Source organism: Pelagibacterium sp. 26DY04, from assembly GCF_031202305.1.
Classification (GTDB): Bacteria; Pseudomonadota; Alphaproteobacteria; order Rhizobiales; family Devosiaceae; genus Pelagibacterium.
Map to the genome: position 1 here is coordinate 797,838 of NZ_CP101731.1, position 23,643 is coordinate 821,480.

The 23,643-nt window shown below is 62.7% G+C and carries 26 protein-coding genes; 14 read left to right on the forward strand and 12 right to left on the reverse strand.

The genetic code is table 11. The features are described from left to right. The first annotated feature begins 15 nt into the window (after positions 1-15). From NO932_RS03685 to NO932_RS03695, 3 genes are all read left to right on the forward strand, one after another. Positions 16-729 (forward strand): DUF1428 domain-containing protein, encoded by a 714-nt coding sequence (locus tag NO932_RS03685; RefSeq protein ID WP_309209715.1) that lies wholly within the window; start codon positions 16-18, stop codon positions 727-729. A 9-nt stretch (positions 730-738) separates the two neighbouring features. Next, on the forward strand, positions 739-1,392 hold the full coding sequence (locus tag NO932_RS03690) for a glutathione S-transferase family protein (RefSeq protein ID WP_309209716.1): 654 nt from the start codon (positions 739-741) through the stop codon (positions 1,390-1,392). Positions 1,393-1,582: 190 nt separating this feature from the next. Further along, on the forward strand, positions 1,583-2,275 hold the full coding sequence (locus tag NO932_RS03695) for a glyoxalase superfamily protein (protein ID WP_309209717.1): 693 nt from the start codon (positions 1,583-1,585) through the stop codon (positions 2,273-2,275). Positions 2,276-2,358: 83 nt separating this feature from the next. Here NO932_RS03695 and blaOXA read toward each other — a convergent pair whose 3' ends face one another. From blaOXA to hemA, 4 genes are all read right to left on the reverse strand, one after another. Further along, positions 2,359-3,168 (reverse strand): class D beta-lactamase, encoded by an 810-nt coding sequence (blaOXA, locus tag NO932_RS03700; protein ID WP_309209718.1) that lies wholly within the window; start codon positions 3,166-3,168, stop codon positions 2,359-2,361. 92 nt (positions 3,169-3,260) lie between these two features. Beyond that, a complete protein-coding gene (locus tag NO932_RS03705) occupies positions 3,261-3,590 on the reverse strand; it encodes a hypothetical protein (protein WP_309209720.1) in 330 nt (109 codons plus the stop codon). Then, entirely contained in the window at positions 3,587-3,973 is a 387-nt protein-coding gene (locus NO932_RS03710; protein ID WP_309209721.1) for a hypothetical protein, read from the reverse strand. Before NO932_RS03710 ends, NO932_RS03705 begins: the two co-directional genes overlap by 4 nt. A gap of 81 nt (positions 3,974-4,054) precedes the next feature. Beyond that, positions 4,055-5,335 (reverse strand): 5-aminolevulinate synthase, encoded by a 1,281-nt coding sequence (gene hemA, locus NO932_RS03715; protein ID WP_309162514.1) that lies wholly within the window; start codon positions 5,333-5,335, stop codon positions 4,055-4,057. Between the two features lie 339 nt (positions 5,336-5,674). Here hemA and NO932_RS03720 point away from each other — a divergent pair, with 339 nt between their 5' ends. Together NO932_RS03720 and NO932_RS03725 are read left to right on the forward strand one after the other, a co-directional pair. Then, the gene (locus tag NO932_RS03720) at positions 5,675-7,207 is read left to right on the forward strand and encodes a methyl-accepting chemotaxis protein (protein WP_309209722.1); all 1,533 of its coding nucleotides are present in this window, start codon (positions 5,675-5,677) and stop codon (positions 7,205-7,207) included. A 90-nt stretch (positions 7,208-7,297) separates the two neighbouring features. After that, positions 7,298-7,963, forward strand: coding sequence for an OmpA family protein (locus NO932_RS03725; RefSeq protein WP_309162510.1), 666 nt, complete (start codon positions 7,298-7,300; stop codon positions 7,961-7,963). A gap of 62 nt (positions 7,964-8,025) precedes the next feature. On the opposite strand, the gene NO932_RS03730 is transcribed toward NO932_RS03725, so the two are convergent. Together NO932_RS03730 and NO932_RS03735 are read right to left on the reverse strand one after the other, a co-directional pair. Next, entirely contained in the window at positions 8,026-8,736 is a 711-nt protein-coding gene (locus tag NO932_RS03730; protein WP_309209723.1) for a L,D-transpeptidase, read from the reverse strand. Positions 8,737-8,807: 71 nt separating this feature from the next. Beyond that, positions 8,808-9,146: a hypothetical protein gene (locus tag NO932_RS03735; protein WP_309209724.1), complete on the reverse strand. Its 339-nt coding sequence runs from the start codon at positions 9,144-9,146 to the stop codon at positions 8,808-8,810. 200 nt (positions 9,147-9,346) lie between these two features. Between NO932_RS03735 and NO932_RS03740 the strand changes: the two genes are divergently transcribed. Further along, positions 9,347-11,650 (forward strand): Tex family protein, encoded by a 2,304-nt coding sequence (locus NO932_RS03740; protein WP_309209725.1) that lies wholly within the window; start codon positions 9,347-9,349, stop codon positions 11,648-11,650. 56 nt (positions 11,651-11,706) lie between these two features. Continuing rightward, positions 11,707-11,982 (forward strand): hypothetical protein, encoded by a 276-nt coding sequence (locus tag NO932_RS03745; protein ID WP_309162505.1) that lies wholly within the window; start codon positions 11,707-11,709, stop codon positions 11,980-11,982. Here the strand turns inward: NO932_RS03745 and NO932_RS03750 are convergent, their stop codons facing one another. The 5 genes from NO932_RS03750 to NO932_RS03770 all read right to left on the reverse strand — a co-directional run bounded on the left by NO932_RS03750 (position 11,983) and on the right by NO932_RS03770 (position 16,376). After that, complete coding sequence (locus NO932_RS03750; RefSeq protein WP_309209727.1) at positions 11,983-12,303, reverse strand: hypothetical protein; 321 nt, start codon at positions 12,301-12,303, stop codon at positions 11,983-11,985. Positions 12,304-12,363: 60 nt separating this feature from the next. Then, positions 12,364-12,687 (reverse strand): hypothetical protein, encoded by a 324-nt coding sequence (locus tag NO932_RS03755; protein WP_309209728.1) that lies wholly within the window; start codon positions 12,685-12,687, stop codon positions 12,364-12,366. Between the two features lie 112 nt (positions 12,688-12,799). Then, positions 12,800-13,561, reverse strand: coding sequence for a sulfite exporter TauE/SafE family protein (locus NO932_RS03760; protein ID WP_309209729.1), 762 nt, complete (start codon positions 13,559-13,561; stop codon positions 12,800-12,802). A 76-nt stretch (positions 13,562-13,637) separates the two neighbouring features. Further along, positions 13,638-15,527, reverse strand: coding sequence for a TIM barrel protein (locus NO932_RS03765; RefSeq protein WP_309209730.1), 1,890 nt, complete (start codon positions 15,525-15,527; stop codon positions 13,638-13,640). Positions 15,528-15,707: 180 nt separating this feature from the next. Further along, complete coding sequence (locus NO932_RS03770; RefSeq protein ID WP_309209731.1) at positions 15,708-16,376, reverse strand: TetR family transcriptional regulator; 669 nt, start codon at positions 16,374-16,376, stop codon at positions 15,708-15,710. Positions 16,377-16,840: 464 nt separating this feature from the next. Between NO932_RS03770 and NO932_RS03775 the strand changes: the two genes are divergently transcribed. Continuing rightward, a complete protein-coding gene (locus NO932_RS03775) occupies positions 16,841-17,740 on the forward strand; it encodes a shikimate dehydrogenase (RefSeq protein WP_309209732.1) in 900 nt (299 codons plus the stop codon). Positions 17,741-17,756: 16 nt separating this feature from the next. Here the strand turns inward: NO932_RS03775 and NO932_RS03780 are convergent, their stop codons facing one another. Continuing rightward, complete coding sequence (locus NO932_RS03780; protein WP_309209733.1) at positions 17,757-18,446, reverse strand: GntR family transcriptional regulator; 690 nt, start codon at positions 18,444-18,446, stop codon at positions 17,757-17,759. Between the two features lie 262 nt (positions 18,447-18,708). Between NO932_RS03780 and dctP the strand changes: the two genes are divergently transcribed. The 6 genes from dctP to NO932_RS03810 all read left to right on the forward strand — a co-directional run bounded on the left by dctP (position 18,709) and on the right by NO932_RS03810 (position 23,607). Then, positions 18,709-19,695 (forward strand): TRAP transporter substrate-binding protein DctP, encoded by a 987-nt coding sequence (gene dctP, locus NO932_RS03785; RefSeq protein WP_309209735.1) that lies wholly within the window; start codon positions 18,709-18,711, stop codon positions 19,693-19,695. Between the two features lie 85 nt (positions 19,696-19,780). After that, positions 19,781-20,281: a TRAP transporter small permease subunit gene (locus NO932_RS03790; RefSeq protein ID WP_309162489.1), complete on the forward strand. Its 501-nt coding sequence runs from the start codon at positions 19,781-19,783 to the stop codon at positions 20,279-20,281. Beyond that, positions 20,278-21,579 (forward strand): TRAP transporter large permease, encoded by a 1,302-nt coding sequence (locus tag NO932_RS03795; RefSeq protein ID WP_309162488.1) that lies wholly within the window; start codon positions 20,278-20,280, stop codon positions 21,577-21,579. Before NO932_RS03790 ends, NO932_RS03795 begins: the two co-directional genes overlap by 4 nt. Positions 21,580-21,595: 16 nt before the next feature. Next, positions 21,596-22,036, forward strand: a complete 441-nt coding sequence (locus NO932_RS03800) for a type II 3-dehydroquinate dehydratase (RefSeq protein ID WP_309209737.1) — start codon at positions 21,596-21,598, stop codon at positions 22,034-22,036. Between the two features lie 2 nt (positions 22,037-22,038). Further along, on the forward strand, positions 22,039-22,452 hold the full coding sequence (locus NO932_RS03805) for a heme-binding protein (RefSeq protein WP_309209739.1): 414 nt from the start codon (positions 22,039-22,041) through the stop codon (positions 22,450-22,452). 267 nt (positions 22,453-22,719) lie between these two features. Further along, entirely contained in the window at positions 22,720-23,607 is an 888-nt protein-coding gene (locus NO932_RS03810; RefSeq protein ID WP_309209741.1) for a ThuA domain-containing protein, read from the forward strand. Positions 23,608-23,643: the final 36 nt, after the last annotated feature.

Sequence of the window (23,643 nt, forward strand, 5' to 3'; positions counted from 1 at the left end):
GGAGGAACGAAAGTCATGTCGTACGTAATGGGATTTGTCGCCGCCGTGCCAACGGCCAACAAGGAAGCCTATCGCCGGTTTGCCCAGGAGTCGGTGGATTATTTCAAGAGTCTTGGCGTGAAGCGGATGGTGGAAACCTGGGGCGACGACGTGCCCAGGGGCGAGACGACCGACTTCCATCGGGCGGTGGATGCGCGTGAGGGCGAGGAGATCGTCTATTCGTTTCAGATTTTCCCCGACAAGGCGACCGCGGACGCGGCCAACGAAAAGATGATGAACGATCCGGCCATGCAGGACATGGGTGCCAAGATGCCCTTCGACGGCGCACGGATGATCTTTGGTGGCTTTGAAACGCTCTCGGACCTGCAATCGGAAGGACAATCGGCCTATATCGACGGCTCGGTGACTGCCGTGCCCACGGCGAGCAAGTCGGCTTACGCCCAAGGCATCGACAATTACTTCGAGCTGTTCAAGGAGCATGGCGCGGTGCGCATGGTCGAGGCCTGGGGCGATTTCGTGCCCGAAGGCAAACTGACCGATTTCAAGCGCGCCGTAGCAGCAAAGCCGGACGAGACGGTGGTGTTCAGCTGGATCGAATGGCCGTCCAAGGAGGTTCGCGATCGCGCCTGGCAGGCGGTCTATGCCGATCCTCGCATGCAGCAGGGCGGTGCCGAATATGACGAGAGCCGGCGCATCTATGGCGGTTTCGTTCCGATCATCGACGCCTGAGGGCATGCAATGAGCATCAAGATCTATACCTATGATTGGGTGCCCGGCGGAAAGAAGGGGCCAAGCGGGTTCGTGCGCGACCTCAGGCTCCGCTGGGCCTGCGAGGAGGCAGGGTTCGATTACGAGGTCCGCACGGTTCCGTTCGACGATCGCGGGCCCGAACATCGTGCCCGCCAGCCATTCGCGCAGATCCCGTTCCTCGACGATGAAGGCGTGCGGGTGTTCGAGAGCGGCGCCTGCCTTCTGCATCTGGCCAAAAAGAGCGACAAGCTGATGCCGCGCGATGCCCAAGGGGAAGCAGATGTGACCGCGTGGGTGATCGCGGCGCTCAACTCGATCGAGATGGTGTCAGTACCCTGGTGGTTCATCGGTCTGTCGGGCGCTGAAAACAACCCGCTGGAAGGCTGGCTCAAAATGCGCCTCGAACAGCTCGAGGCGGTTCTCGCCGAGCGCGAATGGCTCGTCGCGGGGCGCTTCACGGTCGCAGACATCCTGATGACGGACGTGCTGCGGGTTCGCGCCGTGCGCAACTTCGGTCATTTCCCCGCGCTTGCCGGATACCTCGAACGCACATGCGCCCGCCCCGCCTTCAAAAAGGCCTATGCCGATCAGGTCGCCCATTTTGCCCAAGCCGATGAGCGGCGAGAACAGGGCGGGCGATAGCGACTTGCATGTGGGCCTTGACGACCCGAAAGGTCAATGTAGACTTCGGTCCCAAGGCTCGTGCAGCCGGCCGCTCGCGCCCGGAAGGGTCTGGTAAATGCACGGCATGACGACCACGGTTTGACCTTGACAGGGCAGGCTGTCGGTAATGCGAGCGCTGACAAAGATCTTGCCCAGCAAGGATCAGATCATGTCGGATTTCCCCGCACCCAAAACCATGGCCAAATCGCTGCGAAGCGCTTTGGCTGACCAGGACATTTTCATTTCCCACGGCCAATCCCTCGAAGTGGTCGCAAGACAGCTTGGCTACGCCAATTGGAACGTGCTGTCAGCACGAATGGACGCTTCAGAGGCACCCGTTGTTGCGCTGGGAATGCCAACGGGATGGGTGCCTTGCGGCAGGTATAGCGGCAAGCATTTCCGAACCGGCATCGATCCGGACATGCGCGGGGTGGCGGTCGCCGAAGCGATAGCCAAGCGGAGTATTCCTGGAGATTCCTTTGCCGGCCTGATGCAATCGATCTCGGCTGAGGCCTATCGCGGCAAAAGACTTCAACTCTCGGCCCAACTGAAGGTGCGAGAGGCCGGCGTCGGCACCATCTGGATGCGGATCGATCCGGTAGCGGGGCGACGATCGCTTGGCTTTGACAACATGATGCGGAGAAAAACCAAGGGCGCACTGTCGGGTGACAGCGACTGGACCGAACGGGCCATTGTCCTGGACGTGCCAGAAGAGGCCTACAGCATTCATTTCGGTTTCTTCCTACAGGCGTCAGGTATCGTCTGGGCACGAGATTTCCGGTTGGAGGCTGTTGCCGAGGATGTGCCAGTGACGGGCGATCGCGATCTGCCCTCCGGTCCCACCAATCTCAACCTGTTTTGAAATAGCCGGCACCGGCAACGTAGAGATTCCTACGTGATGAGTGGCAAGACTTGCCGCTCATCTTCCGTCAGCCAGCCGGTGGTTCATTGGGCTGGAAGGGCGGCGGCGAGGGTGGGCCATTCGGCGATCAATTCGTCACGCGCTCTTACGCCGCCCGAACCCGAGACGCGGGTCTGATCCTGATTGAGCCGGACGACGATATAGCGCTCGGTGCCCCGTTCAGCCCAGCCGACGAACCAGCCCCAGCCGCGATTGTAGTCAAAGCTCATATCTGCGTTGCGGGGATAGGCCGAACCGGTCTTTCCGTGCATCACCCAGCCATCGGCGGCGGGAAAGGCTTCGATGATCGCCAGGGTATTGTCGATCGCCGAAGCCGAGACAGGAAGGTCGCGGTCGAGCAGGGCCAGGAAGAATTGCGCCTGGTTGCGCGGCGAAATCTTGAGCGAGGAACTGACCCAGGCGCGGTCGAGGCCGTTATTCATGCCGGGGTCGCCGGAAAAGTCGGCGTTGCCGTAGTTGAACGCCCGGGCGTAACCGGTGAGCGCTCCGGCGCCGAGGGCATGGGCGATGCGCTGGGAATACCAAAGTACCGAGTGCTGCATCCAGCGGGCGGGATCGGTATCTTGACGCCAAGCCTCGATCCAGTCGGGATCGCCAGGCTCGAAGGCCAGCGCGGGCGTGTGGGGATCGACCAGCACGCCGCTATCGAACCCGATCACCGCCAGCGGCACCTTGAAGGTGGAGGCGGGCGTGACGGGTGTCGTGCAATCGCCGGCTTCGTAAAGCGTCTGCGCCGACCGCGCGTCGACGATGAGGGTACAGAGGTTGGCTCCCCACGCAATCGAGGGGAACGCCACGGCACCGATCAGGGCGGCAATGATTTTCAAGAGCATGGATGTCTACGCGTCCGGACGGCGGGGAACGATAGCTTACAGCGCAATGTATAACCTTGAATGACCGAACCTGTTATCGCAGCGGTGCCGGTCTACCAGACTTCAAAATCCAGCGGCGGGAAGTGCATGGAATCGTCCGTGCATTTGTGCCAGATCATCTCGGCATTGGCCTGGCTTTCGCGGCCGTAACACCAGCCCCGTTCGTTAAGCGCGGCCCCGTAGATCGTACGCGAATGACATGCGACGGCGATCTTGACGTCCCGGCTCGGCGATAGGCGGCACTGCTCATCGGCCTCGCCATAGAGCTCAACCAGTTCTTCGACGGTTTCTGTGGCTTGGGAAAAAATGGGCGTTTCCTGCGCCATGACGCCAGGAGCGAGCAGCGCAGAAGCGAGGACGGCGAAAATACGCGAATGTTTCACGGGGCTCCTCCATTATCCTCATGCACGGCGCAATCCAGCGCACCCACGATGTGCCATTCCTCGGCGAGGTAGACCACGGCATTCTCGCACTGGAATCGCACGCCGGTATCGCTCGCTTCCTTGAGCGCGGCGAGCCGGTCAGCAGTGATGGCTTCAATCAATTCCAGCTCCGCCAGGACGGGGCGGCCGTCGAGGAACTGTCGCGTGGTGCCCATAACTATCGTCGAGCTATCGGCGGCCGCCGTGAAGTCGGCTTCCTCCAGGAGGATCTCGATGTCGGAGTGGCTCTCGACCACGTCGATTTCGTCAACCGCGCCGGCGGCACCAGCCCAGGACAGCAGAACGAGGCCCGGCAGGGCCCCGCGCGCAAGCGATAAGAACATGACCATCCTCCTCGATCACACGACCGTGATCAGGAAATCTGGCCATCCGTTGGCTTTTCTAAGGCGTTTTTAAGGTGCCTGTCAGCCGCCCACGGTCGGCAGCGTCAGATCGCCGGCCACCAGCTTGGTTTCCATCAGCCGCGACATGTCGAAATCGCGCGGCAGGTCGAGGGCCTGCCAGACGGCGATCAGGGCGTCGCAGAGTTCGGCGATCATATCGTCGCTGTGATAGGGCGTCGGCGTGATGCGCAGCCGCTCGGTGCCTTTGGGAACCGTGGGGTAGTTGATGGGCTGGATATAGATGTTGTGCCGATCCATCAGCATGTCGCTGGCCGCCTTGCACAAGCGCGCATCGCCAACGATCAGCGGAACGATATGGGTGTCGGTCGGCATCACCGGCAGGCCGGCCTCGGCCAGGACGCGCTTGACGCGGCCGGCCTGGCGCTGATGGCCCTCGCGCTCGACGCTGGAGGTCTTCAAATGCTCGATCGAGGCGCGGGCCGCCGCGCAAAGCGCGGGGGGCAGGGCGGTGGTGAAGATGAATTCGGGCGCATAGGAGCGCACGGCATCCACGATCGCCTTGTTGGCGGTGATGTAGCCGCCCATGACGCCGAACCCCTTGGCCAGCGTGCCCTCGATGATGTCGATACGGTCCATCAACCCTTCGCGTTCGCAAATGCCGCCGCCGCGCGGGCCGTACATGCCCACGGCATGGACCTCGTCGATATAGGTCATGGCGCCGAATTCGTCGGCAAGGTCGGCGATGGCTTCGATGGGGGCGACGTCGCCATCCATCGAATAGACGGATTCAAAGACGATCAGCTTGGGGCGCTGTTTGCCGGCTGCGGCCAGAAGTTCGCGCAGATGGGCCAGATCGTTGTGGCGGAAAATCTTCTTTTCCATGCCCGACTGGCGCACGCCCTGGATCATCGAGGCGTGGTTGAGCTGGTCGGAAAGGATGAGGCAATCGGGGATCAGCCGCGCGATGGTGGAAATCGCCGCCTCGTTGGAAACAAAGCCCGAGGTAAAGACCAGGGCTGCTTCCTTGCGGTGCAGGTCGGCGAGCGAACGCTCGAGTTCGACCAGCGGCCGGTTGGTGCCCGAAATGTTGCGGGTGCCGCCGGCGCCCGCGCCCAGCTTGCCGGCGGTTTCCTGCATGGCGCCGATCACCTTGGGGTGCTGGCCCATGCCCAGATAGTCGTTGGAACACCAGATGGTGATTTCCCGGGCATTGTCGGCGCTGTCGCGGAAGACGGCGCGGGGGAAATGTCCGGCGATACGTTCGAGATCGGCAAAGACGCGATAGCGTTTTTCGACGCGAAGGGCGTCGATCGCGTCTTCAAATATGCCGCGATAATCCATGAGGCCTACTCCAGTGGCGACACCGGCCGTCTGCCAGCGGCGCTTACTCGGTTTATCGGCGCGCTTCGCTTTTCGGCACGCCTTATCTTAACGCCTCTCTCCCTGAGGCGCGACATGATCTGTACCAATCACGGAGCCTGATGTCATTGCAAAATCGCACTCGCGATGTCGCACCGGGCTCGTATTGGATGCAACAGATATAGTCCCAAACGCCGCGCCTGTCAGAATGCGGTTGCGCGACCCAATGCCGCGAGGGAGGGACGAAACGCAACAGCAAACATTAACCCGGACGCCGATAGGGTCGGCGCGTTTCCAGTTTTCTGCTGTTGCAGGATGTTCATGACCATTTCCTCCTCGACCCCGTCCGCAAGCCCCATGGCCGAACGACTCGACTTCATCGGCTTCGATGCGGCCGCCGCCGAACGGCTCGCCCGGATCAGTCCCTCGATCATGCGCCATATCGGGCCGGCGCTGACCCGGTTTTACGACAGCGTGGAGGAAACCCCGCAAGTTGCGCGCTTCTTTTCCGGGCGCGGCCAGATGGATGTGGCCCAGGACAAGCAGGAGCGGCACTGGTCGGCCATCGCGCGGGGGCGCCTGGACGCCGACTATTATGAATCGAGCCTGAGGATCGGTAACCGGCACGCGCGGATCGGGCTCGAGCCGCAATGGTATATCGGCGGGTATGCGCTGGTGCTCGAAACGCTGATCAGGGGCATGATGGCCGACTGGATGGCCGAGGAAGCGCCGCGCCTGCGCAAGCGCAAGCCAGCCGAAGCGGCTGCCGCTGCCGAGGGCATGGCGCAGACCCTGGCCGATATGATCAAGGCCGTGCTGGTCGATGTCGATCTTGCCGTCTCGACCTATTTCGCCGCGCTCGAGGAGAAGATCGAAGAAGGCCGGCACGCCGCCGAGGAGCGGGCGCGGGTGCAGCAGGACGTATTGGGGCGGACGGGCGAAGCGCTCGGGGCGCTCGCTGCCGGGCACCTCGATACGCGGATCGAAGGCGAATTGCCGGAGGGATTTGCTCAGCTCGGCGCCGATTTCAACGCTGCCGCCGCCAGCCTCGAGGAAACCATTGTAGGGATCAGGGCTTCGGTCGATGCCATAGCGTCAGATGCCGGGGCGGTGGCCGGTTCGGCGCAGGACCTGGCCGACCGCCTGTCGCGCCAGGCTGCCGCCATCGAGCAATCCTCGGCGGCGCTCGATGAGGTGGCGGCCAATGTCAACGAGACCGCAATTGGAACCAGCGCGGCGGCGGAACTGGCCGGCGGGGCCAACAAGGCCGCCCAGGATGGAGGGGCGGTGGTCGAAAATGCAGTCGAAGCCATGCAGCGGATCGAACAGTCCTCGGCCAAGATCTCATCGATCATCTCGGTGATCGACGAGATTGCGTTGCAAACCAACCTCCTGGCGCTCAATGCGGCGGTCGAGGCGGCGCGCGCCGGCGAAGCGGGACGCGGCTTTGCCGTTGTGGCGACCGAAGTGCGTTCGCTGGCCCAGCGCAGCGCCCAGGCGGCTCGCGATGTCGCAGCGCTGATCTCGACTTCGGGCAAAGAGGTGGAGAACGGCGTGGGACTGGTTCGACGGACGGGGGAAGCGCTGTCGGGCATTGTGGAGCAGGTGGGACATATCTCCGATCACATGGACAATTTCTCGGCAGCTTCCGGGCATCAGGCCGCCGCGCTCAACGAGATCAACGCGGCGATCGTGCAATTGGACGGGCTGACGCGGGAGAATGCCGTCTTTGTCGAGCGGGCCGGAGAAGCAGGCCGCGATCTCGAAACGGAAGTGGAGGATCTTTACCAGCGGCTATCGGCATTCCGGACCACGGTTCGGCAAGAACCTGACACCAAACGCAAATCAGGCTAAATTTAGAGCGAGGTGGCGCCTCCATTCACGTTCCTGCCGCAATTGGCCACCTATGATCGCGGCGGTTTTTCACGAATCGGTGAGCTCAATATGAAGAAACAGGCAATCGCCCTCACGGCTGTCGCGGCAATGCTGCTCGCCGGCTGTTCCACCAATCCCTACACTGGCGAATCCCAGCTTTCCAACACCGCGGGCGGCGCGCTGCTCGGCGCGGGCGGCGGGGCCCTGGGTGGCGCGCTGATCGGTTCGGCGATGGGCGATGCGCGCGTGGGCGCGCTGATCGGCGCGGGCGTTGGCGCCCTGGCCGGCGGTGCGGTCGGCAACTACATGGACCAGCAGGAAGCCCAGCTTCGCGCTCAGCTCCAGGGCACTGGCGTTTCGGTGACGCGCGTGGGCGACAATATCGTGCTCAACATGCCCTCCAACATCACCTTCGGCGTGGATCAATCCAATATCCAGCCGGCGTTCCAGAACACGTTGCGCTCGGTGGCGCTGGTGCTGCAGGAATTCGACCAGACGCTGGTCGACATCATCGGCTATACCGACTCGACCGGTTCGGCGAGCTACAATCTCACCCTCTCCCAGCAGCGCGCCACTTCGGTTTCGCGGACGCTGGCCCAGTTCGGCGTCGATCCGCGCCGCTTCTTTGTCGAGGGCCGCGGCATGGCCAATCCGATCGCCGACAACTCGACCGAAGCGGGCCGGTCGCAGAACCGCCGCGTCGAAATCCGCATCGTTCCGATCCGCGCGAACTAAGCCGCGATCACAGCGAAAGAAAAAAGGGCGCTCCGGTGGGGCGCCCTTTTTGTTGTTCCATCTCAGACCAGTTGAGGCGTCGGGGTGAAAGCGGGAGTGCTTTCGAGCACGACCAGCGGCGAACCAAACTTGACGTTCTCGGCCAAGTGGATCACGTCGTGATGGAGCAGGCGCACGCAGCCCGAGGAAACCGCCTGCCCGATGGTCCAGGTCTCGCCGGTTCCGTGGATGCGGTAGATGGTGTCGCGATTGCCCTCGTGGATGTAGAGCGCGCGGGCTCCGAGCGGATTATCGAGGCCCGGTGGCTGGCCGTTGCGCCACTGTTCGAGTTCCGGCTGGCGATCGATCATTTCCGAAGGCGGGGTCCAGACCGGCCATTCGCGGGCGTAGGCGATGTGGCCGCGTCCCGCCCATTCGAAGCCCGCACGACCCAGGCCACAGCCATAGCGCATGGCCATGCCGCCTTCCTCGACATGGTAGAGGTAGAAATTGGGTGTATCGACCACGACCGTTCCCGGCTTCTCAGTGGTCTGATAGGGGACGCGCTTGCGGTAATATTTGGCATCGAGATAGCGCAGGTCGACCGCCGGGACGGGGAACCGCTCCTGGGGTAGGGCGGCATACATCATCACCACATCGGCCGGGATGGGGGGCGGCAGATTGGCTTGCTCACGCGTGGTCTGGGTGGTCGTGGTACAGCCTGCGGCCGTCATGGCCAGAAGCGTAGACGCGCCGGCAAGAAAGCCGCGCCTGCTCATCAATAGATCAGTCATGTCAACGTCTCGGTGTTGGGGCGGCGCAGATGCGCGCCCGGTACGGAAAAACAGAGGAAAGTCGCGGGCGATCAGGCCCGGGGAGGCGGGATGTCGAGTGGCGGGGAAGGCCCCTCATAGAGGACGGGATCGATAAGCGGCGCCCAGCCTGGCGCGGGCGGCTGCCTCATGGGGCACGGTTCGGCGGGCAAGGCCACCTGGAGCTTGCAGCCATGGACCAATATGCCCAGACCTACCTGCTTCCAGCAGCGCCCGAGTTTTTCGTCCTCCAGTTGGAACGCCGAGGCTGGCTCGAAGCAGATTTCCTGCGCGTTCGCCTCGTACGCCGCGCCGGTCTGTGCGGCGGCGAACGAGGTCGACACCAGGAGAAGGCCCAGCGCCACCATCACTATGGGCAAGAAGCGGATCATGGCCTATCGGTTACCGCAACAATCGTGGCGCGAAAAAGGCGCATGGCGGTCACGGAGCAGTGAGCAGGCGCCGCACGGTCTCCGGTGTTGCCGACCGACCACAGATTGCGGTGTCCCCGGCTGTGGAAGGAGCAGTCGAAGACTTTGCCTGCGCCACAATCGCCGCCTAATGTCCGACCACACAACTGAACCGGAAGCCCATGACCGACACCGCCCAAGCCATTGCCCGCCTCATCGCCAGCGAGATTTCCGCCCGCCCCGAACAGGTTGCCGCCGCGGTGGAATTGCTCGACGGCGGCGCGACTGTTCCCTTCATCGCCCGCTACCGCAAGGAAGTGACGGGTGGGCTCGATGATGCGCAACTGCGCACGCTGGAAACCCGGCTTGCCTATCTCCGTGAACTCGAGGCGCGCCGCGCGGCGATCGTGCAGTCGATCGAAGCCCAGGGAAAGCTCACCGACGACCTTGCCGCCCAGATCGCGCGAGTGACGACCAAGGCCGAACTCGAGGATATCTACCTTCCCTATAAACCCAAGCGGCGCACCAAGGCCGAGATTGCCCGCGAGCGCGGGCTGGAACCATTGGCCGATGCGCTGTTTGCCGACCGCAGCCTCATCCCGCCGACCGAGGCCCAAAAGTTTCTTTCGGACGATGTGCCCGATGCCAAGGCGGCGCTGGAGGGTGCGCGCGACATCCTGGCCGAACGGTTCGCGGAAGATGCCGATCTGATCGGCAAGCTGCGCGACTATATGGAGCGCAACGCCCTGCTGCGCGCCAGGGTGGTCGAAGGCAAGGAGGAGCAGGGCGCCAAGTTCTCGGACTATTTCGATCATGCCGAGCCCTGGGCCAAGGTGCCCAGCCACAGGGCGCTGGCCATGCTGCGCGGGCGCAATGAGGAGGTTCTGACCGTCGATCTCGAACTCGATGCGGAGGCGGAGGGCAAGTACAAGCCGGCCGAGGCGATGGTGGCCGCTCATTTCGGCATCAAGGCCGACGGATCGGACGCCGATCGGTGGCTGATGGAGGTGGCGCGCTGGAGCTGGCGGGTCAAACTCTGGCTGCATCTTTCGGTCGACCTCATGGGCCGGCTGCGCGAGCGTGCCGAAGACGAGGCGATCACCGTTTTCGCGCGCAATCTCAAGGACCTGCTGCTGGCGGCGCCGGCGGGGAACCGGGCGACCATGGGGCTCGATCCCGGCATCCGCACCGGCGTCAAGGTCGCGGTGGTCGATGCCACGGGCAAGGTGCTCGATACGGCGACGATCTACCCCTTTGCGCCGCGCAACGATGTGCAGGGAAGCCGATCGGTGCTGATGGCGCTGATCGCCCGGCACAAGGTGGAACTGATCGCCATCGGCAACGGCACGGCGAGCCGGGAGACCGAGCGGCTGGTCGCCGACATGCTCTCGATGATTCCGGCGCCCAAGCCGCTCAAGGTGGTGGTGAGCGAGGCCGGGGCTTCGGTCTATTCGGCTTCCGAGACGGCATCGAACGAATTGCCGGGGCTCGATGTTTCGCTGCGCGGGGCGGTCTCGATCGCACGGCGGCTGCAGGACCCGCTGGCCGAACTGGTCAAGATCGAGCCCAAATCGATCGGGGTGGGACAATATCAGCACGACGTGGATCAGTATCGCCTTGCCAAGGCGCTCGACGCAGTCGTCGAGGATGCGGTGAACGCGGTGGGGGTCGATCTCAACACGGCCTCCGCGCCGCTGCTGGCGCGAGTTTCCGGATTGGGTGCCTCGCTGGCCGAGGCGATCGTTGCTCATCGCGACGCTAATGGAGCCTTTGCCGCGCGCAAGGATTTGCTCAAGGTGGCGCGGCTGGGGCCGAAAGCTTTCGAACAGGCAGCGGGTTTCCTGCGCATCCGCGATGGTGCCGAACCGCTCGACGCATCATCGGTGCACCCGGAAGCCTATGGCGTGGCGCGCAAGATCGTCGCGGCCTGCGGGCGGGATATCCGCGCGCTGATGGGTGACAGCGCGGCGCTCAAACGCCTCGATCCGAAATCCTTCGTCGACGAGACGTTCGGCCTGCCGACGGTGCGTGACATCCTGGCCGAACTCGAAAAGCCCGGACGGGACCCGCGGCCCGAATTCAAGACGGCGACCTTTGCCGACGGGATCGAGGAGATTTCCGATCTCAAGCCCGGCATGATGCTGGAGGGCACGGTGACCAACGTCGCCGCCTTCGGCGCCTTTGTCGATATCGGCGTGCATCAGGACGGGCTGGTGCACGTCTCCCAACTCGCCGATCGGTTCATCAAGGATGCCCATGAGGTCGTCAAGGCCGGCGACGTGGTCAAGGTCAAGGTGCTCGAGGTGGACGTCAAGCGCAAGCGCATCAGTCTTTCGATGCGGCGCGATGCTGCACCCGAACGGAGCGCCGGGGCGAGCCGGCCCGATCGCGGCCCCGATCGGAAAACCAAAACCGCAAAACCCGCCACTCCGAGCCAGGGGGCTCTGGGCGCGGCGCTTGCGGAGGCCATGCGACACAAGCGTTAAGCCCCGGAACCGGGGGCGAGGCTGCGCCGTTCTTCCTCCTCTTTCAAGGAGGAGGCATGTCGCACTTTCGCACCTTCACGGGGGACGAACCGGCTGGCACCATCATTGTGAGGCTGGTTTCGGGTGAGGACGGGCCGCGTGCCTTCATCCGCCAAGTGTCCGACCCTTCCGACGAGGCCGAAGAGTCTATCGAGCAGAGCGAGCAGCTTGCCGTCGAGGAGGCTCTGGCGCTGGCGCGCAACAAGGCCGCCAATATCGAAGGCGGCGCCGAGATCGTCATCGATCTCGGGCCTGAGGCAGAATGGGACGAGCGCTGGGGGCGGCTCGCCTGATCAATCCCGCTGGGCGAGGTGATAAAGAAAGCCCAACCCGAACCCAACGGCGGCGGCAACGACCAGCACCGTGCCGGTGGCCGCGGGTGCCTTCTGGGCGGCGTGGGCGATGACGTCCGCATCGCGGCGGACCTGACGCGCGGCGCGACGGGCATTCTTGCGCGCTCCATGCATGAAGTCTTCGGCTTCGTCGGCCAGGTCCTCGAAGTCGATGCCGTGGTCGGCCAGCGCCTTGGAGACATGTGCAAGCTGGCGCCGCAAATCGCGAACCTGGCTGTGAAGTGATGAATTGAGCCTCTTAGGAAAGCCAAGCTCGGCCATGGCGTTACTCCTGTCATTGAACGGGAGGGGAACGAGTTTGCCCCCGCGCGGTTCCCCGCGCTACCGGCCGGTGGCGCTCAGATGGGCTTCATAGGCGCCGGTGCACATATACTCCGCGATCACCCGATGTGATGGCGCAAACTGTGCCGAAAGGCGCGCGCAAACGCCGTGATGGTCCTCTGCGACATCATCGTCGATCAGGCCGAAATAGCAGACCACCTTGTAGGGATGCTTGAAGCTGGCGGAAAATTCGGGGCGCATGGCGCTTTCGACAAAGCTTTCGCAGCGGTTGATCGCGTCAACCGGGGCCAAACCCTGCGCCATTGCCGAGCCGACACTCAATCCACCAGAAAGCCCTATCGTCAAGGCAACCAGAACGCGCATCGCCCGAACCCCTGTACCATCACTTTGCACTCAACTGGAAAATCGGGCGGGCCTCAACTCCAAGACGGCGATTGCATGCACGCCGATCGCGGGCTGTTGCCCAACTGCCGCATCAGGCGGTCCACAAGGCGAATAGACCGGACCAGATCAGCCTAAGAGCCAGGAGCCCGAGAACGATATCGAGAGCGATGCGGAAGCGGTGGTCGGTCATCCTGTTGAGCACCAGCCGCCCCAGCAGCGTGCCCACCGCACCCGCAACGATCATCGCGGCCATAAAGCCCACCCAGGGCACGAAGGCAAAGCCGAGCAAGCCGAAAGTCAGTGTCTTGAACAGATGCTGGACCGTCATGAATGCCGCATGGGTGGCCACGTGCCCGTGGCGGTCGAGCGCGAACGATTTGGTCAAGGTGGCAACGAACGGGCCGGTGGCGCCGAAGAACATGGTGAGGAAGCTCGAAATCGCGCCCGAAACGATCGGCATGCCACTCATCCAGCGCGGCGGCTTGCGGAAGATCGACCATAGGACGAACGATCCCACGCCCACCTGAACCAAAGCCGGCGACAGATTGAAAGAGATGGCGCCGCCGGCGAGGACGCCGACCAGAGAGCCCGCTGCAAAGGCCAGCATAGGCTGCCAGTTGACATGGGCGAACATCAGGGCGAACCGGCCGAAATTGGAGCCCATCTGCACGACGCCATGCACGGGAATGAGCGCCGTCGGCGGCAGCAGGCTGGCCAGTACCGCCAGGAGCAGCACGCCGCCGCCAATGCCGAAGGCAATGGTGATGAACGAGGCGATGACGCTGGTCAGAAGCAGTGTGAGGGTTATTCCCGCATCGAGGCCCGGCGGGATGAGAAGATCGAAAAACGGCATGACTGGCAGAACTCACCGGGAATCGGGGTGACGTTCATCTCTGCCACGATAGGGCCGGACTCGCCAGAGCCGCAATTTACCGGGCGGGGATGGATTTGCCCCGTAGCGCGCGCTTCTGCGCTGCGATCCTGAACTGGGCGTTGGGAGCGCCATAGCCATTATAGCCGCCGCGGCGCTCGACGATCTCGAAGAAGAAGCCGTCGCCATAGAGGGTGGAATAGAGCTGGAAATATTCTCCGCCGGCCTCGTCGCGATCATAGAGGATGTTGGCGGACTGGAGTTGCGCGACGAAGGCATCTTCGAGCCCGAAGCGGGCCTGGATATCGGCGAAATAGTTGGGCGAGATGACGAGCGGGGTGAACCCGGCGGATTTGAGCGCTTCGGCGGTCCTTAAAATGTCGGACGAGGCGAAGGCGACGTGCTGGACCGAGGAGCCGAAGCTTTCGGAGATGAAATGGCCGGCCAGGGTCGAGCTGCGATCGGCGCCGTTGAGGGTGAAGCGGATGGAGCCGGCCTTGTTCTCGATCACCTGGGAGCGCACCAGGCCCGCCGGGTCGACCACGTCGAGCATGGGCGTCTTCTGGGTGTCGAACAGGGTGGTATAAAAGAGCAGCCAGGTGAGCAGCTCCTCGTAATTCATGGTCTGGCCGATATGGTCGATATGGGTGATGCCCATGTCGGGGGCGTCTGTCTGGACGGGCGTGAACTCTGTTTCCCAGACGCGGCCCAGTTCGGTCTTGGTGTCGATGAAGTGCATCAGCCCGCCGCCGACGCCGCGGATGGCGGGGATCTTGAGCTCGCCCGGGCCGACAGGCTGCTCGAACGGTTCGGCGCCGAGCGCGCGGGCGCGTTCGACTGTGGCGCGGGCATCCTCGACCTTGAGCCCGATGTCGCAAACGCAGGTGCCGTGCATGAGATAGGCCGAATGGGCGAAGCCCTCGCGCTCGGTGTTGACGACGATGTTGACGCCACCATTGCGGTAGAGTTGCACATCCTTGGCGATGTGTTGACCGGCATGGGCAAAGCCCATGGAGGCGAGCATGGATGTGAGGTCGGCGGCCTCGGCCTCGTTGGCGGCGAACTCGATGAATTCGACGCCCTCGACGGCAATCGGGGCGGGCATGGGGTCGAGGTCTACGGCGATCTCGGGTTCGGTGCGGCGCACGGTGTCGAGCAGCGCAACGAGCGAGCGGTGGCCGTCGGCGGCGATCGTCCCGGGCGAGCCGCCGCGGAACTGATCGTTGAAGATCTCCAGCGACCAGACGCCCTTGTAACCGGTGGCGGCGACGGCGCGGGCGAAGGCGGGGACGTCGAGATCACCCTGGCCCGGCATGGTGCGGAAATGGCGGCTCCAATAGAGCAGATCCATGTCGATCAGCGGCGCATCGGCGAGCTGGACGAAGAAGATCTTGTCGCCGGGGATGGAGCGGATGGTCTCGGGGTCGATCTTGCGGGCGAAAGTGTGGAAGCTGTCGACGATCAGCCCGACATTGGCGTGATCGGCGCGGCGCACGATCTCCCAGGCGTCGCGGTGATCGTTGACGTGCCGGCCCCAGGCCAGCGCCTCGTAGCCGATGCGCAGATTGCGCCTTGCGGCGCGTTCGCCGAGTTCGCGCAGGTCGGCGGCTGCACGGTCGATGCCGCCGAGGGCTGCGGGGGAGACGTTGGAGCAGACCAGCACCAGATCGGTCCCCAGCTCCTCCATCACGTCGAACTTGCGCTCGGCCCGGTCGAAGGCGCGGGAGCGGTGCGGCTCGGGCAGGCCTTCGAAATCGCGGAAGGGCTGGAAGAGTGAAATCTCCAGCCCATGATCGCGCACCATGCGCCCGACTTCGCGCGGACCGCCGTCAAAGGCCAGAAAGTCGTTCTCGAAGATTTCGATGCCGTCGAACCCGGCAGCGGCAATCGCCGCGAGCTTTTCGCGCAAATCACCGCTGATCGATACCGTGGCGATCGAGGTCTTCATGCGGCGGCTCCGATTAAACGAACTGTTTCGTACATTTTAGATGGCGGTGGACGGTGCGGTCAATGCGGGGCGGATGCGCTTGGCGCGCGTCCAGCAAAAGCATGTCCTCGGCTCGGGCGGGATGGACCCGGTTTTGCGGTTCGGGCACGCGACCCTGAACGGCCCCAGCCCAAGGGCGGACTATTTCGCATCGAAGAATTCCGGCTTCACCACGTAACGCACCACCATGTCGATGACGTTCTGGCGCAGAGACGCCTGGGAGTCGGCCGATCCGATATCGCGCTGGAAGAGATGGGAAAACGTGGCGCGGTTGGAGACGTTGAAAAAGCACAGGGCGCTGATCTGCCAGTGTATCTCCAGAGGATCGAGATCTGAGCGGAACTGGCCGGCCTCAACACCCTTGCCGTAAAGCGCCTCGATGCGGCGGATGGCGGACTGGTTGACGGTGTGCAGGTCCGAGCGTTCGAGATAGCGGCCGGAATGAATGTTTTCGATCATCACCATGCGGATGAAATCCTCGTGCTGGTGATGGTGGTCGAAGGTGAAGCCGACGAGGCGCTTCAAGCCCTCGATGGGCGAAAGGCTCTCGATGTCGAGCTTGGCTTCGCCCTCGCGGACAACGCGATAGGCGTTCTCGAGAGCGCTGACGTACAACCCCTCCTTGTCGCCGAAATAATAATAAATCATGCGCTTGGACGCGCGGGTCTTTTCCGCGATCTCGTCGATCCGTGCGCCGGCCAGTCCGTTGAGCGCGAATTCGGTCGACGCGACGGCGATTATGTCACGGCGCGTGCCTTCGGGATCCTGCTGCCGCCTGGCTGTTTTCGGGTGAGCTTCGGAGTCGGTCACAATACGCCTTCTTGCCTGTCGGACAGATTGACTAAACTAACTAGTTCGTACATTAATGTCACGAAGCGATGCTGCATTTAGGTCGAGCAGGCGTCAAAAGACAAGGGCGACCCTGAGGGCATAGGGCGTCGGGGATGGCTGCCAGCGCACGGTATCGGCGACCACAGGGTTGGGCGCCGCTTCTGTACCGGACATCGGGCAGGATTGGAAGGATGGGGCGGAGCTTGTGGGGGTACGCCATCGCTACGTGAGCACCAGGCGACAAGACAACGATTAGAGCGTGTCCAGCAAAAGCATGTCCCTGGCGTGACCGGGGATGGGAACGATTTTGCGGTTCGGACACGCGACAGAACGAAGGATTAGGGCCGAGGATTTGGTTCAAACCAAATCCTGAACGGCTCCCAGGGGCACCCGGCGCCAGCGGCGTGGGGGTGCTCAAGGCAGATGGGGCGCGGCCGGAATAAATGAGTGAAGACGGAATGGAAAAACTGACGCGCGGGCTGGCCGATCTGATCAATCTGGGTGCACGGGGCGCGATTCATATCGGGCTGCTCGGCCGCGGTATCGGCGCTTCGCTTTCTCCGGTCATGCATCGGCGCGAAGGCGAACGGCTTGGACTGGACTATCATTATCACCTCATCGATTTCGATGCGCTGGGCCTGGGCAATGACGATCTGCCCGAGGTGATCGGCATATTGGAACAGATCGGATTCACCGGGCTCAACGTCACCCATCCCTTCAAGCAGGCGGTGATCGCTCATCTTGCCTCGCTCTCCGAGGATGCAGCCGCTATTGGAGCGGTCAATACGGTGCTGTTCCGGCCCGAAGGGCGTATCGGTCACAACACCGATTGCTGGGGCTTTGCCGAGAGCTTCAGGATCGGCATGCCTCAGGTGCCGCGCGGGCGCGTGCTCCAGGTCGGGGCAGGGGGCGCGGGTGCGGCGGTTGCCCATGCCCTGCTCGAACTGGGGGTGGAGGATCTGGCGATTTTCGATCTCGCCGCCGAAAAGGCCCAAGCTCTCGCCGCTCAGCTTGCCCGCTCGGGCCGGTCGGTGCATGTGGTGAGCGATACCGAGACGGTACTGACGGGCGTGGATGGTGTCGTCAACACAACGCCGATCGGCATGGAGAAATATCCGGGGCTTCCGGTCGATGCCGATCGGCTCGACGCCCGCCAATGGGTGGCCGACATCATCTATTTCCCGCGCATCACCGCCCTCATCGAAACGGCGCGCGAAAAAGGTTGCCTGACATTGCCGGGATCGGGAATGGCCATCTTTCAGGCAGTCAAGGCGTTCGAGTTGTTTACCGGCCAAAAACCCTCGCGCGACGGTATGACGGAAACATTCGAGGCGGCTGCGTAAGCCCCTTGCCGCTCTGCTAGAGCTTGCCCGTGCTCAATATATGGTCGATGCCCAGATGAATGTGAGAGGCGAGCTTGGCTTGGGCTCCCTCCACATCGCGGGCAAGCGCGAGCCTGAAAAGCTCGCCATGATCTTCCGCCACCCCGCCGCCGCGAAAGCTTTGGGCCAACATGTGGTAACGCATGAACCTGTCGAAGATAGATTGATGGATGGCCAGCAGCGATTTCGAGCCGCAGGCCGAAATCATCGCGTGGTGGAAGGCGAAATCGTATTTGATCCATTGCTCGGTACGGTCGGCGTCGCCACCCAGGAGCGCCTTTTCGATCGAAGAAAGCTTGTGGTGAGCGGCGACCACCTCGGCCTCCCAATCGAGATCGCCGGCGGCAAATGAAAGCGCCAGTGCGTGATTCTCGAGCACCAGGCGCAGATCGCCCACTTCACGCAGATTGTCGACCGAGGCGGGGGCCACCTCGAAACCGCGCTGACCTTCGGCGAGGACCAGATCCTCGGTGGTGAGGCGGTTGAGGATTTCGCGCAGCGTGGACACGCTCACCCCGTACTGGCTCTTGAGCCTTTCGAGCTTGAGTTTTTGGCCCGGCTTGAGCGTGCCCGAGATGATGTCGCCCCGGATGCGGCGGAACGCCTGTTCACCTACGGTATCGTTGATCTCGTCCATGGAGTCGCTCAAAGGCCTCGTCCCCGCCATTTCCGGCTTTCCCTTTGCGTTTTCTCTTGCATGAATTGACGCTGCTGTCACCACGCCGCTACCACAGAAGAAATCTCTTTCATATGAGATTTTCCAGTTTGACATACGGTAGCGGCAAAGATAGATGTCGGCAAGGGTCGGCAAAGTAGCTTGACACTTAAACGAACTAGTTCGTACATTTGGTCGTCGGCGAGATGGGGGAGTTTGTCGCGCAATTGGCTGCGGCGCGCCAATCGAAGCCGGACCAAACAAGGAGGAACCTATGAATTTCAATCTTACCCGCCGTGCGGCTTTGCTCGGCTCGGCCCTGCTCGCAGTGGCCGCATCCGTTCCCGCGCTGGCGCAGGACGTGCCCACCTTCCGCTTTTCGGCAGTGTTCTCCGAACAGGACATCCGCGCGTCCATGATGGAGCAGCTTGCCGACAGCGTTCGCGATGTCGCGACCATCGAACCCTATTATGGCGGCACGCTGTTCCGCCAGGGCACCGAACTGGTGGCCCTGCAGCGCGGCAATCTGGAAATGAGCAATGTCGCCCCTCAGGACATTTCCAACCAGATTCCCGAATGGTCGCTGCTGACCTCGGCCTATCTCTTCCGCGATGCCGAGCATCTGCGCGCCTTCTTCGATAGCGAAGTCGGTGATCAGTTCAAGCAGATGGCCGAAGATCAGCTCGGCATCCACGTGCTTGGCCCCACCTATTTCGGCGCGCGTCAGGTCGGCCTGCGCGGTGATCGCCAGATCAATACGCCCGAGGACATGAACGGCATCCGCCTGCGCATGCCCGGCGGCGACGCCTGGCAGTTCCTGGGCACCGCAATCGGCGCCAGCCCCACTCCGATGGATTACGCGGAGGTCTATACGGGCCTTCAGACCGGCGCCATCGACGGGCAGGACAATCCGCTGCCCAACGTGCAGAACATGAAGTTCTACGAAGTGATGGACCAGATCGTCCTCACCTCGCACCTCGTCGGCTTCGACCTGCTCGTGGTTTCCAGCGAAGCCTGGAACGCGCTCTCGCCCGAAGATCAGCAAGCTTTCCAGACGGCCGCCAACGAGGCGATCGACTGGAGCCAGAACATGCACCTGGAAATGGAAGCCGAGCTGATCGCCCAGTTCGAGGAAGCCGGCCTGGATATCTACGAGCCCGATCAGGACGCGTTCCGCGCCTATGCCCAGCAGATGTATCTGGACAACCCCATTTCCGATAGCTGGCCCGAAGGTGCCCTCGAGGCCATCAACGCCCTTTAACGGCCCAATCGGGCGCCGCGGCGATTGTCGCGGCGCCCTTTCTGTATTTCCTTGAAGCCGGTTCGATTCAGGGAGGGAGATTTCCATGTCAGGACTATTGCGCGTCGGGCGCTGGCTGGCGGCGCGGGCCGAGAACATACTGGCCGCAGCGCTGGGCCTGATGTTCCTCCTGTTCATCCTGCAGATCGTGTTCCGCTATGTTCTCAACCTCTCCAGCGGTTGGGCCTATGAGCTGAGCGCCATTCTCTGGGTCTGGATCGTGCTGTTCGGTGCCACGTTCGTGTTGCGCAAGCGCGACGAGGTTCGGCTCGACATCATCTACAGTTCGGTTCCCTCCAAGGTGAGGCGGGCAATGACCGTCGTGTTTTCGCTCGCCGTGATCGTGCTTCTGGGGATCGGCCTGCCGGCCATCGTCGACTACGTGCTCTTCATGCGGGTCGAGCGAACCGCTTATCTCAAGCTCCGCTACGACTATGTCTATTCAATCTTCATCGTCTTCGCGGTGGTGACCATCATCCGCTACATCTGGCTGGCGGGCGTGGCCGTATGGGGCAAGGACGAAGACGAAGAAAGCCCGGCCCAATGATTTTTCTCGATCCGTTCTTCCTGTGCATCGCCTCGATCCTGGTGCTGGCCGTTATCGGGCTGCCGATCGGGCTCTCGATGATCGTGGGGTCGATCCTCTACCTGTTCCTGTCCGGGCTCGACATGGGCATTGCCGCCGAGCAGTTCATGAACCGGATGTATTCGAACTACATCATCCTGGCCGTGCCCCTGTTCATCCTGGCGGCGGAACTCATGAACACCGGCTCGCTGTCGGACCGTCTGCTGGCCTGGTGCAACGCGGTCGTGGGGCGCTTCCGGGGCGGGCTGGCCCAGGTCAACGTGCTCCAGTCGATCGTCTTTGCCGGCATGTCGGGTTCGGCCCTGGCCGATGCGGCCGGCACCGGCAAGATGATCCACTCGCTGATGACGCGGGACGGGAAATACACCTCATCGTTCGCCGCGGCGCTGACGGCGGCTTCGGCGGTGATCGGGCCGATTATTCCGCCTTCGATCCCCATGGTGTTTTATGCGCTCGTGTCCGATGCCTCGATCGGCTACCTGTTTCTGGGCGGCGTGATCCCGGGCCTGATCATGGGGCTGACCCAGGCGGTCGTCGTCTATATTCAGGCGCGCCGGCAGAACTTCCCTGTCGAAGATCCCGTGCCGCTGCGCAAATTGCCCGGCATCACCTGGCGCTCCCTGCCGGCCCTCATGATGCCGGTGGTGCTGATGTACTGTATCTATTCAGGCATCACGACGCCCACCGAAGCCGCCGCCGTGGCTGCCGCCTATGCCTTGGTGGTGTCCATCGTGCTCTATCGCGGCATCACCTGGCGCGGCCTCTACGACTCCCTTGTTGTAAGCTCCAAGACCACGGTTTCGATCGGCATGCTGATCGGCGGGGCACTGGTGCTCAATTATGTGGTCACCGTCGAGAACATTCCGGCAAGCCTGAGCGTGCTGCTGACCGAGTGGGATCTCGACCCGATCACCTTCCTGATCTTCGTCAATATCCTTCTGATCCTGCTTGGCTGCGTGCTCGAGGGCACCGCCATCATCCTGATCATCGTGCCGGTGCTGGTGCCTTCGGCCCAGGCGTTGGGTATCGATCTCGTTCACTTCGGAGTCGTGGTCGTCGTCAACGTGATGATCGGGCTGATCACGCCGCCATATGGCATGCTGTTGTTCGTCATGAGTTCGATATCGGGCGCCAAGCTGCGCGACATCATCGCCGACACGCTGCCGTTCCTTGCCGCGCTGATCTTCTCACTTTTGTTGTTCACCTTCGTTCCTGAAACCGTGCTGTGGCTTCCGCGGCTGCTCGGATATCAGGGGTAGTTGCCGGATAGAGTAAATGACCAAACCGATCTTCGTCCTCAACGGACCCAACCTCAACCGCCTGGGCCTGCGCGAGCCTGAAATCTACGGCTCGACCACCCTGGCGCAGGTCGAAGAGCTCTGCCGCACGGCGGCGGGCCATCGGCCGGTGGAGTTCCGGCAGACCAACAGCGAAGAGCGCCTGATCGAATGGGTGCACGAGGCGATTGACGCCGCGGCTGGGATCATCATCAATCCCGCCGCCTTCACCTTCACCTCGCTCGCCCTGTTCGATGCGCTCAAGATGTTCCCCGGGCCGATTTTCGAGTTGCACATCACCAATGTGCACAAGCGCGAGCAGGTCTATCACCATTCGCACGTCTCGCGCGTGGCCACCGCTGTGATGGCGGGGTTCGGGGCGGATGGATATGGCGTGGCGATGGGCGCCATGTGCGCCCGCAAGGACCTGCTGCAATAGCGATGGCTATCGAAACGCTCACCCTTGCCCGGGCTCAAGCCATAGCCGAAGCGGTGATTTCGGCGGCACGCGGGAAGGACTTCCAGCTCGCCCTTGCCGTCGTCGATACCGGTGGCTGGTCCCATTTGCAGATCCGCATGGACGGGGCCTTTCCCGCCGCTATTGACGCTGCGCTTGCCAAGGCGCGGACGGCGGCGCTGTTTCGGCGGCCAAGTTCGGATTTCTCGCGCCGGGTCAAGGAAGGCATGCCTCTCGCCCATCTGCCTCATGTCGTGCCGCTGGGCGGTGGCGTGCTGCTGGAGCGAGATGGGGTGTTGTTCGGCGCCTTGGGCGTCAGTGGGGCCCGAGAGGATACTGAAACCGAACTTGCCGAAGAGATCGCTGTCGGCTTCGCGCAGGGGCTGATCGGCCGCTGAACCTCTTCGCGGCCAGCCGTACTTGATTGCTGAGTGGTGAATTGGACGTTGCGGGCTGAGTTGAACTCAGTGCGCCGGAAACCTATGCCTGGCGCGATCTCAAGGTAAATTTAAATCAGCATATAAAATCAAAAATCTCATATTAAATCTTGCATGACAGATCGTGCCATGTAATCACTTCCATGCGGGTCTGGAGGCCGCTCGGATGGCGAGAGCCGGCCGGTTGCGAGGCGCCGAACCCGAATTGAGGTTTTGGAGGAGACATCGATGATCAGGATGATTGCGCGCCTTGCCGGCGCTTCGGCTCTTTGCATGGCGCTGGCGGGGTTGCCCGCCCAGGCGCAGGAGCCCGAGCAGTATACGACGTTCGAGCGCTACGGGGTTTGCGGCTCGATCGACGAGAGTTGCTACAATCCGTGGAACAACCGCACCGAGGGCGAGGAAGAGCCCTGGAAGGTGCTGATCTACTATCACGTCGCCCCCGGCGTTAACCCGCACGACAATCTCGAAGCCGGTGTCGCGGCGCTGACGGCGCTGTTCGAGGGCGAGGGCTATGAGGTGACCGCGTCCAACGATCCGGCGACCTTCGAAAGCGCTCGCAATATCCGCTCGATGGATACGATCGTCTTCTTTTCGACCGGCCGCGAGGCGCTGACCGATCTCGGCAAGCATCAGCTCATGCTCTATATGCGGGGCGGCGGCGGGTTCGTGGGCATCCACAATGCCTTCGGCACCAGCTATAGCTGGAACTGGTACGAAGGCCTGCTCGGCGGGCAGCTTTTCAACCACGGCCCGCGCCAGCAGGGCACGGTGATCGTGCAATCGGAGAACGACCCCTCGGTGGCCCATATCGAGGAGGGCACCTTCTTCATCGAGGAAGAGTGGTACAACATCTACCCCGATCCGCGGAAACTCTCCGACATCAACATTCTTCTCACCGTCGATGAAGCGACCATGACACAGGGGCAGTCCGATACCCATCCGGGCATGGGCGAGGGGCACCCTGTCTCCTGGTGCCACTATTATGATGGCGGGCGCGCCTGGATGACCGTGCTGGGGCACAGCCACGATATCCTCGAGGACGACAATTTCCTCCAGCATGTCCTGGCCGGCGTCGATGGCGCGATGGGCAAGGGCGACTTCTGCCTTCAATAGCGCAGGCAGCCCGGCGGTCGCTGGGCCGTCGCTCCG

Bases quoted from the DNA above. Each gene is read 5' to 3' on its own strand.
- NO932_RS03685 (WP_309209715.1), top strand. From the start codon at position 16: ATGTCGTACGTAATGGGATTTGTCGCCGCCGTGCCAACGGCCAACAAG.
- NO932_RS03690 (WP_309209716.1), top strand. From the start codon at position 739: ATGAGCATCAAGATCTATACCTATGATTGGGTGCCCGGCGGAAAGAAG.
- NO932_RS03695 (WP_309209717.1), top strand. From the start codon at position 1,583: ATGTCGGATTTCCCCGCACCCAAAACCATGGCCAAATCGCTGCGAAGC.
- blaOXA (WP_309209718.1), bottom strand. From the start codon at position 3,168: ATGCTCTTGAAAATCATTGCCGCCCTGATCGGTGCCGTGGCGTTCCCC.
- NO932_RS03710 (WP_309209721.1), bottom strand. From the start codon at position 3,973: ATGTTCTTATCGCTTGCGCGCGGGGCCCTGCCGGGCCTCGTTCTGCTG.
- hemA (WP_309162514.1), bottom strand. From the start codon at position 5,335: ATGGATTATCGCGGCATATTTGAAGACGCGATCGACGCCCTTCGCGTC.
- NO932_RS03720 (WP_309209722.1), top strand. From the start codon at position 5,675: ATGACCATTTCCTCCTCGACCCCGTCCGCAAGCCCCATGGCCGAACGA.
- NO932_RS03725 (WP_309162510.1), top strand. From the start codon at position 7,298: ATGAAGAAACAGGCAATCGCCCTCACGGCTGTCGCGGCAATGCTGCTC.
- NO932_RS03730 (WP_309209723.1), bottom strand. From the start codon at position 8,736: ATGACTGATCTATTGATGAGCAGGCGCGGCTTTCTTGCCGGCGCGTCT.
- NO932_RS03735 (WP_309209724.1), bottom strand. From the start codon at position 9,146: ATGATCCGCTTCTTGCCCATAGTGATGGTGGCGCTGGGCCTTCTCCTG.
- NO932_RS03740 (WP_309209725.1), top strand. From the start codon at position 9,347: ATGACCGACACCGCCCAAGCCATTGCCCGCCTCATCGCCAGCGAGATT.
- NO932_RS03745 (WP_309162505.1), top strand. From the start codon at position 11,707: ATGTCGCACTTTCGCACCTTCACGGGGGACGAACCGGCTGGCACCATC.
- NO932_RS03750 (WP_309209727.1), bottom strand. From the start codon at position 12,303: ATGGCCGAGCTTGGCTTTCCTAAGAGGCTCAATTCATCACTTCACAGC.
- NO932_RS03755 (WP_309209728.1), bottom strand. From the start codon at position 12,687: ATGCGCGTTCTGGTTGCCTTGACGATAGGGCTTTCTGGTGGATTGAGT.
- NO932_RS03760 (WP_309209729.1), bottom strand. From the start codon at position 13,561: ATGCCGTTTTTCGATCTTCTCATCCCGCCGGGCCTCGATGCGGGAATA.
- NO932_RS03765 (WP_309209730.1), bottom strand. From the start codon at position 15,527: ATGAAGACCTCGATCGCCACGGTATCGATCAGCGGTGATTTGCGCGAA.
- NO932_RS03775 (WP_309209732.1), top strand. From the start codon at position 16,841: ATGAGTGAAGACGGAATGGAAAAACTGACGCGCGGGCTGGCCGATCTG.
- NO932_RS03780 (WP_309209733.1), bottom strand. From the start codon at position 18,446: ATGGCGGGGACGAGGCCTTTGAGCGACTCCATGGACGAGATCAACGAT.
- dctP (WP_309209735.1), top strand. From the start codon at position 18,709: ATGAATTTCAATCTTACCCGCCGTGCGGCTTTGCTCGGCTCGGCCCTG.
- NO932_RS03790 (WP_309162489.1), top strand. From the start codon at position 19,781: ATGTCAGGACTATTGCGCGTCGGGCGCTGGCTGGCGGCGCGGGCCGAG.
- NO932_RS03795 (WP_309162488.1), top strand. From the start codon at position 20,278: ATGATTTTTCTCGATCCGTTCTTCCTGTGCATCGCCTCGATCCTGGTG.
- NO932_RS03800 (WP_309209737.1), top strand. From the start codon at position 21,596: ATGACCAAACCGATCTTCGTCCTCAACGGACCCAACCTCAACCGCCTG.
- NO932_RS03805 (WP_309209739.1), top strand. From the start codon at position 22,039: ATGGCTATCGAAACGCTCACCCTTGCCCGGGCTCAAGCCATAGCCGAA.
- NO932_RS03810 (WP_309209741.1), top strand. From the start codon at position 22,720: ATGATCAGGATGATTGCGCGCCTTGCCGGCGCTTCGGCTCTTTGCATG.